This is a genomic window from Streptomyces sp. E2N166, assembly GCF_003671715.1.
Lineage (GTDB): Bacteria > Actinomycetota > Actinomycetes > Streptomycetales > Streptomycetaceae > Streptomyces > Streptomyces thinghirensis.
On sequence record NZ_RAIF01000025.1, the window covers coordinates 495,742 to 503,793 of the forward strand.

Genomic DNA, 8,052 nt, shown 5'->3' on the forward strand with positions numbered 1-8,052 from the left:
TCGGGCGCGGTGAAGTTGAGCCTGCGCAGTGTCCGCAACAACTACACGCCCGGTCAGACCCCTACCTTCGAACTGACCGCTCGGAACACCTCTGGCAGCGACTGCAAGGTCGATCTCGGCCCGAAGCACGCGGTGTTGACGATCACGCCGGCCGAGGGCGACGACGCCTACTGGTCCTCCGACGACTGCGTCAAGGGCGCGGGGAGTCTGCAGTACCGGGTGGCCGCCGGCAGCGGCATCGCCTACACGGTGAAGTGGGACCGCAAGCCGAGCGCCCCCGAGTGCGGGACGCCCCCGGCGGGGTCGGCCAAGGCGGGGACGTACCTGGTGGAGGCCAAGGCGGCCGGGTTCGAGAAGGTGCGGACGTCGTTCGTGCTGAAGAGCGACTGAGCCTCCGACGCGGCCTCGGTGCCGACGCGGCGCGCGGCCCGGCCGCCCCGGCCCGGCCGCGCCGGCCCGGCCGCCCCGGCCCGGCCGCGCCGACTCGGCCGGCAGCCCTCAGACGTACCGCTCCAGGATCGACGACTCCGCCAGCCGCGACAGACCCTCCCGCACACTGCGCGCCCGCGCCTCGCCGACGCCGTCCACCGTCTGGAGGTCGTCCACGCTGGCGGCGAGCAGCTTCTGCAGGCCGCCGAAGTGCTCCACCAGCCGGTCGATGATCGCGCCGGGCAGCCGCGGGACCTTCGCCAGCAGCCGGAAGCCGCGCGGCGACACCGCCGAGTCCAGGGTCTCCGGAGAGCCGGTGTAGCCCAACGCCCGGGCCACCGTGGACAGTTCGAGCAGCTCGGCGTGGCTGAGCTTGTCCAGCTCGGCGAGCGCCTCCTCGACCGTGCGGGAGCGCTTGGCGGTCGGCTCGGGCACGTAGTCCCGTACGACCAGCTCGCGCTCGGGCTCCACGCCGGCGATCAACTCGTCCAGCTGGAGCGCCAGCAGCCGTCCGTCCGTGCCCAGCTCCACCACGTACTCGGCGATCTCGGTCGCGATGCGGCGCACCATCTCCAGACGCTGGGCGACCGCGGAGACGTCCCGGACGGTGACCAGGTCCTCGATCTCGAGCGCCGACAGCGTGCCCGCGACCTCGTCGAGGCGGAGCTTGTAGCGCTCCAGGGTCGCCAGGGCCTGGTTGGCCCGGGACAGGATCGCCGCGGAGTCCTCCAGCACCCGCCGCTGGCCGTCGACGTAGAGCGCGATCAGCCGCATCGACTGCGACACGGAGACGACGGGGAAGCCGACCTGCTTGCTGACCCGGTCCGCCGTACGGTGCCGGGTGCCGGTCTCCTCCGTGGGGATGGTCGGGTCCGGAAGCAGCTGCACGCCGGCCCGCAGGATCTTGGACAGGTCCGAGGACAGCACGATGCCGCCGTCGAGCTTGCACAGCTCGCGCAGCCGGGTCGCGGTGAACTCGACGTCCAGTACGAAACCGCCGGTGCACATCGACTCGACGGTCTTGTCGGAGCCCAGCACCATCAGGCCGCCGGTATTGCCGCGAAGGACCCGTTCCAGGCCGTCCCGAAGGAGCGTGCCGGGCGCCACCGCGCTCAGCGAGGCGCGCATCAGGCCATCGGCACCGGCACTCCCACCGGACTTTCCGGGAGCTGCTGCCCGGTCGTTGGCTGCCACTGCACTCCTCCGGTCGCAGGTTCTTCAGGTGCTCCCCTGTCGCACACTCGGTCGTACGGACGGGCGAGACCAGGGCAAAGTCTACCGGCGGTCCTCGTCCTCCCGTGGGGCCTCTCGCCGACGCGAGCGCGGAAGCACCCTCAGGGCGTCCCCTATGTCCGCGACTTCCAGGACCTTCATGCCGTCGGGGACCCTGCCGGGATCGGTCGGCACCAGGGCGTGCGTGAATCCCAGGCGGTGCGCCTCGGAGAGCCTGCGCTGCACGCCGGTGACCCGTCTCACCTCACCGGCGAGGCCGACCTCGCCGATCGCGACGAGGTTCTTGGGCAGCGGGGTGTCGCTGGCGGCCGAGGCGAGGGCGAGCGCGACGGCCAGGTCGGCGGCCGGCTCGGAAAGCTTCACACCGCCGACCGTCGCGGAGTAGATGTCCCTCTTGCCCAGGGCGCTGATGCGGCCGCGCTGCTCCAGGACGGCCAGCATCATGGACACGCGGGACGTCTCCAGACCGGAGGTGGTGCGCCGGGGGGACGGGATCTGGGAGTCGACCGTGAGCGCCTGCACCTCGGCGACCAGCGGGCGGCGGCCCTCCAGGGTGACGGTCAGGCAGGTGCCGGGCACGGGCTCCGCGCGGCGGGTGAGGAACAGCCCGCTGGGGTCGGTCAGGCCGGTGATGCCCTCGTCGTGCAGCTCGAAGCAGCCGACCTCGTCGGTGGTGCCGTACCGGTTCTTGACGCCGCGGACCAGTCGCAGGCGGGCGTGCCGGTCGCCCTCGAAATGGAGCACGACGTCCACGAGGTGCTCCAGCAGCCGCGGGCCGGCGATGGCCCCGTCCTTCGTGACGTGACCCACCAGCAGGGTGGACATGCCGCGGTCCTTGGAGGCGCGGATCAGCGCGCCCGCCACCTCCCGCACCTGTGCCATGCCGCCGGGGGCGCCGTCGATCTCGGGGGAGGCGACCGTCTGCACGGAGTCCAGGATCAGCAGGGAGGGCTTGACCGCGTCCAGATGCCCCAGGACGGCCGCGAGGTCGGTCTCGGCGGCGAGGTACAGATGGTCGTCGATCGCCTTGATGCGGTCGGCGCGCAGCCGTACCTGGCTCGCCGACTCCTCACCCGTGACATAGAGGGTCTTGTGCTGCTCGCTCGCCGACTTGGCCGCCACGTCCAGCAGCAGGGTGGACTTGCCGACGCCGGGCTCACCCGCGACGAGCACCACGGCGCCGGGCACCAGCCCGCCGCCGAGCACCCGGTCCAGCTCGGGCACGCCGGTCGAGCGGGCGGTCGCCTGACGGCCGTCGACCTGGCCGATGGGCAGCGCGGAGGTGGTGACGCGCCCCGGCGTCGTCGTACGGACCGCGGGCGCGCCGTACTCCTCGACCGTGCCCCAGGCCTGGCATTCGGGGCAGCGGCCGAGCCACTTGGCCGTCTGCCAGCCGCACTCGGTGCAGCGGTAGGACGGCCGTTCCTTGGTGGACTTCGCACGGGCAGCCATGCACGAACCGTAACCGCCCCCACTGACAACCCGCGCCGCCCCCACTCGCGATCCGTGCCGCCCCCACTCGCATCCCTCGCCGCCGCCCCCACTCGCATACCTCGCCGCCGTCCCGCCCCGCGCAGAACGAACAGATCGTCTCCGGCACCCCGAACGGACCACTCGGCACCCTGAACCGGCCACGGAACGCCGGGTTCCTGTCCCCTTATGAGGGATCGTTTCACCCGTACGGATTAAAAGGGCCCAATGCGCCAGTTCGCGCCACCCATAGCCCCCTACGGTCGCCGAGTGATGAGGAGCAGTCCGGAGACCACGACCCGCACGACCGGCGCACACCGGGCGCACCGGGAAGCGCGTGACCGCACCGCGGCGCGCACGCTGGCGCAGCGGCCGCCCGCACGCTACGACGCGTATCTGGACGGCCTGTTCACGTACTGCCTGTCCGTGCTCTGCGACCACGACGCCGCGACCGAAGCCCTGGGGGACGTCCTGGCGCTCGCCGAGCGCCGCGGCCACCGCGGCCCGGGAGCCGCCGGGGACCGCAGGGCGTGGATGTACGCGCTGGCCCGCTGGGCCTGCCTGCGCAAGCTGGCCGAGGCCAAGCAGAAACGTCCGAGCAGCCACGCGGCGGGCCGCCCCCACGCCGTCCGGCAGCGCACCGCGCGACAGCAGCCCGCGCCCCTGTCGCCGCCCACCGCGCACGACGGACACGACGGACGCGGCGACACCGATGGACGCGGCGGCAACGACGAAGCACAGCAGCGCCACCGCCGCGAACTCGCCCTCCTCGCCTGGCCGGAGGCCGCCGGCACCACCCCGGAGCAGCGCGAGGCCCTCGAACTCGCCGTGCGCCACCACCTCGCCGCCCACGAGGTCGCCGCCGTCCTCGGCATGGACCTGGCCGCAGCCCGTGAACTGCTCGCCTCCGCCGCCTGCGAGGTCGAGCGCACCCGCGCCGCCCTCGCCGTCGTCGAGACCGGCGGCTGCCCGGGCGTCGCCCGCCTCACCGGCGACAACCAGTACGTACTGAGCGCCGCCCTGCGCCGCGAGCTGGTCCGGCACGTCGACGACTGCCCGCGCTGCCGCCGTACCGCCGAGCGCGCGATCCCGGGCCGCTGGCCCGGCACCAGCGTCACGCCCGCCGAGCTGCCCGTCCTGGAGGCACCCCGCGCGGCGCTGCACGTCGCCATGGCGCACCTCCCGCGCGCGCGGAGCGCCGCACCCCGCTTCGACCGGCGCGGCTTCCCGATGGACCCCAAGGACCGCGCGGCCCGGCGCGACCGCCTGCGCGCGCGTGCCGTCACCACGACCGTCGTGGCCACCGTCGTCGCCGCCCCCGCGCTCGCCCTGTGGGCGGCCTACCGCGGCACCCCGGTCGTCGAGGGCGAGGGCGGCCGCTCGGCCAGCGCCAGCGAGGCGCAGGATCCCGGGGGCCTGGACGGCGAGTCCGCGGGCGACGGCCACGGCTACGAGAACGCGGGCAACGCGAGCACCGCCCCCGGCACCCGCTTCGGCAGGAACGGCAAGGCCGACGTCTCCGTGGAGGTCGTCAGCGTCTCCGGCGCGGGCGAGAAGGGCGCCGGCCGCCTGGACGTCACGGCCGGCCACGACGGCGACACCACGCTCGTCACCCTGACCGCGACCGGCGACGCACCGGTGCGCTGGTCCGCGTCCACCGGCGCCTCCTGGCTGTACCTGAGCCAGTCGTCGGGCACCCTCGACCCCGGCGAGACACTGACGATCAAGGTCTACGTCGACCACCTGCGGGAACCGTCCGGCCACTGGAGCGCACGGGTGGCCGTCTCACCCGCCGGCGCCGTCGTCTCCATCGAGGGCTACGGCACCGCGCCCAGCCCTTCCCACCCGGGCCCGCGCCCCGATACCCCCGACGACTCGCCGCACCCGTCCGACCCCGGCCCGGACCCGGATCCGTCCCCGTCGACCTCGGCGCCTCCCGACCCGACACCCACGGACGACCCGTCGCCCACGTCGCCCGACCCGGACCCGACACCCACGGACGACCCGTCGCCCACCGGCGGCACGGGTGGCTCGTCCCCGCCGCCCGGCGAGGACGGCGACCCGAGCCCGTCCACCTCGTAGAGCACTTCTCAGGCCGCCTCACAAGACGGCATTCGGTGAACCGGGCTCAGCGGGCGGGGTCCGCCGGATGCGGTGCCACCAGCGGCAACTGCGAGGCCAGGCGCTCCTCGCACAGCTCGACCAGCCGGTCGTAGCCCGCCTTGCCCATCAGCTCGATCAGCTCCGGCCGGTACGAGACGTACACCGGGTCGCCGGCGCCGTGCGCCGAGGTCGCCGAGGTGCACCACCAGTGCAGGTCGTGCCCGCCCGGGCCCCAGCCGCGCCGGTCGTACTCACCGATGGACACCTGCAGCACGCGGGTGTCGTCGGGCCGGTCGATCCACTCGTACGTCCGCCGGACCGGAAGCTGCCAGCACACGTCCGGCTTGGTCTCCAGCGGCTCCCGGCCCTCCTTCAGGGCCAGGATGTGCAGCGAGCAGCCCGCACCCCCGGGGAAGCCGGGCCGGTTCTGGAAGATGCACGAGCCCTGGAAGGGCCGGGTCTGCCGGGAGCCCTCGTCGTCCTCGGAGATCCAGCCGTCCCGCGTGCCCTCGGCGTGGTGCTGCCAGACGTCCGGCGTGAGCCGCGCCACGTGCTCGGCGACCCGTTTCTCGTCGTCCTCGTCGGAGAAATGGGCGCCCAGCGAGCAGCAGCCGTCGTCCGCGCGGCCCGCCTGGATGCCCTGGCAGCCGCTGCCGAAGATGCAGTTCCAGCGGGAGGTCAGCCATGTCAGATCGCACCGGAAGACCTGCTCGTCGTCCGCCGGATCCGGAAACTCCACCCACGCGCGCGCGAAGTCGAGGCCCTTCTCGTCGCCCATTTTGTGCTTCTTTTCCTTCTTGGCCGACTTTTCGTCCTTCGCCTTTTTCGTCTTTGGCACGGCTCCAGGGTAAGTCGCCCGGGCCGGATGACGGCACCGCCGCACTCCCCGCTGGCAGTAGCGTTCCCTACATGAGACTCGGTGTCCTCGACGTGGGTTCGAACACGGTGCATCTGCTGGTGGTGGACGCACACCCGGGCGCGCGCCCGCTGCCCGCCCACTCGCACAAGGCGGAACTGCGCCTCGCCCAGCTCCTCGACGAGGACGGCGCGATCGGCCCCGACGGCGTCGACCGGCTGGTCGCGGTCGTCCGGGAGGCGCTCCAGGCCGCAGAGGACAAGGGCGTCGAGGACCTCCTGCCGTTCGCCACCTCCGCCGTGCGTGAGGCGAGCAACGCCGACGACGTCCTCGCGCGCGTGCGCGAGGAGACAGGCGTCGAGCTGACGGTCCTCAGCGGCGCCGAGGAGGCCCGGCTCACCTTCCTCGCCGTCCGCCGCTGGTTCGGCTGGTCCGCGGGCAAGCTGCTGGTCCTCGACATCGGCGGCGGCTCCCTGGAGATCGCCTACGGCATCGACGAGGAGCCCGACACCGCCGTGTCGCTGCCGCTCGGCGCGGGCCGGCTGACCGCCGCCCGGCTGCCCGGCGACCCGCCCCACCCGGACGACGTCAGGGCGCTGCGCCGCCACGTCCGCACCGAGATCGCCCGCACGGTCGGCGACTTCAGCCGCTTCGGCGCCCCCGACCACGTGGTCGCCACATCCAAGACCTTCCGGCAGCTGGCCCGCATCGCCGGCGCCGCCCGCTCCGCCGAGGGCCTCTACGTCCAGCGCGAGCTGAAGCGGGCCTCCCTGGAGGCCTGGGTGCCCCGCCTGGCCGCCATGACCACAGCCGAGCGCGCCGAGCTCCCCGGCGTCTCCGAGGGCCGCGCGAACCAGCTCCTGGCCGGCGCCCTGGTCGCCGAGGCCGCGATGGACCTCTTCCACGTGGAAAGCCTGGAAATCTGCCCATGGGCGCTCAGAGAGGGAGTCATCCTCCGGCGCCTCGACCACATGGGCCCGGTGTAGCGCCCCAAGGGGCGCGGGGCCGTATCGATGTGCGGCTCCGCCGCCGCGGGCGCGAGCGACCACGAACCGCCCCGCACTCGGCGTATGGCAATCACCACAACGGGGAAAGGGCAACCCGCACCCACCCAACCTCACCCCGTAACCTGACCCCCGTGGCAAAACCAAGGGACGTAGTCCGCATCCCGGATGCGAAGGTCGCCCTGTCGACGGCTTCCGTCTACCCGGAGTCGACCGCGACGGCCTTCGAGATCGCCGCACGCCTCGGCTACGACGGAGTCGAGGTCATGGTGTGGACCGATCCGGTCAGCCAGGACATCGACGCGCTGCGCAGACTCAGCGACTACCACCGCGTGCCGATCCTGGCCGTGCACGCGCCCTGCCTGCTCATCACCCAGCGCGTCTGGTCCACCGACCCCTGGGTCAAGCTCCAGCGCGCCCGCGCCGCCGCCGAGCGACTCGGCGCGAGCGCCGTGGTGGTCCACCCCCCGTTCCGCTGGCAGCGGCAGTACGCCCGGGACTTCGTCAGCGGCATCTGGCGGATGGCGGACGAGACCGACGTGCGGTTCGCCGTCGAGAACATGTACCCCTGGCGGTACCGCGACCGCGAGATGCAGGCGTACGCCCCCGACTGGGACGTGACGAAGGAGGACTACCGCCACTTCACGATCGATCTCAGCCACGCCGCCACCTCCCGCATCGACACCCTCGACATGCTCGGCCGCATGAGCGACCGCCTCGGCCACGTCCACCTCGCCGACGGCAAGGGCTCCGCCAAGGACGAACACCTCGTCCCCGGCCGCGGCGACCAGCCCTGCGCCGAGGTGCTGGAGCACCTCGCGCACACCGGCTTCGACGGCCACGTCGTCATCGAGGTCAACACCCGTCGCGCGATGTCCAGCGCCGAACGTGAGGCCGATCTCGCCGAGGCACTGGCCTTCGCCCGCCTGCACCTGGCGTCGGCGGGCGCACCGGGCC

At 73.2% G+C, this 8,052-nt stretch carries 6 protein-coding genes and 1 pseudogene; 4 read left to right on the forward strand and 3 right to left on the reverse strand.

Annotated elements, in window-relative coordinates:
• Positions 1 to 390 (forward strand): annotated as a pseudogene (locus tag EBH09_RS20360) (hypothetical protein); the annotation flags it as partial.
• 108 nt (positions 391 to 498) lie between these two features.
• Here the strand turns inward: EBH09_RS20360 and disA are convergent.
• On the reverse strand, positions 499 to 1,623 hold the full coding sequence (gene disA, locus EBH09_RS20365) for a DNA integrity scanning diadenylate cyclase DisA (RefSeq protein ID WP_121748391.1): 1,125 nt from the start codon (positions 1,621 to 1,623) through the stop codon (positions 499 to 501).
• Between the two features lie 81 nt (positions 1,624 to 1,704).
• Positions 1,705 to 3,114 (reverse strand): DNA repair protein RadA, encoded by a 1,410-nt coding sequence (gene radA, locus EBH09_RS20370; RefSeq protein ID WP_121748392.1) that lies wholly within the window; start codon positions 3,112 to 3,114, stop codon positions 1,705 to 1,707.
• Positions 3,115 to 3,405: 291 nt separating this feature from the next.
• Between radA and EBH09_RS20375 the strand changes: the two genes are divergently transcribed.
• The gene (locus EBH09_RS20375) at positions 3,406 to 5,214 is read left to right on the forward strand and encodes a sigma-70 family RNA polymerase sigma factor (RefSeq protein WP_121748393.1); all 1,809 of its coding nucleotides are present in this window, start codon (positions 3,406 to 3,408) and stop codon (positions 5,212 to 5,214) included.
• 46 nt (positions 5,215 to 5,260) lie between these two features.
• Here the strand turns inward: EBH09_RS20375 and EBH09_RS20380 are convergent, their stop codons facing one another.
• Complete coding sequence (locus tag EBH09_RS20380; protein WP_121748394.1) at positions 5,261 to 6,073, reverse strand: hypothetical protein; 813 nt, start codon at positions 6,071 to 6,073, stop codon at positions 5,261 to 5,263.
• Between the two features lie 71 nt (positions 6,074 to 6,144).
• Here EBH09_RS20380 and EBH09_RS20385 point away from each other — a divergent pair, with 71 nt between their 5' ends.
• Positions 6,145 to 7,077 carry a Ppx/GppA phosphatase family protein gene (locus tag EBH09_RS20385; RefSeq protein ID WP_121748395.1) on the forward strand — a complete coding sequence of 311 codons (933 nt, stop codon included), beginning with the start codon at positions 6,145 to 6,147 and terminating at the stop codon, positions 7,075 to 7,077.
• A 152-nt stretch (positions 7,078 to 7,229) separates the two neighbouring features.
• The coding region (locus EBH09_RS20390) for a sugar phosphate isomerase/epimerase (protein ID WP_153182690.1) at positions 7,230 to 8,052 on the forward strand (823 nt) is incomplete at its 3' end.

Bases quoted from the DNA above. Each gene is read 5' to 3' on its own strand.
- radA (WP_121748392.1), bottom strand. From the start codon at position 3,114: ATGGCTGCCCGTGCGAAGTCCACCAAGGAACGGCCGTCCTACCGCTGC.
- EBH09_RS20375 (WP_121748393.1), top strand. From the start codon at position 3,406: ATGAGGAGCAGTCCGGAGACCACGACCCGCACGACCGGCGCACACCGG.
- EBH09_RS20385 (WP_121748395.1), top strand. From the start codon at position 6,145: ATGAGACTCGGTGTCCTCGACGTGGGTTCGAACACGGTGCATCTGCTG.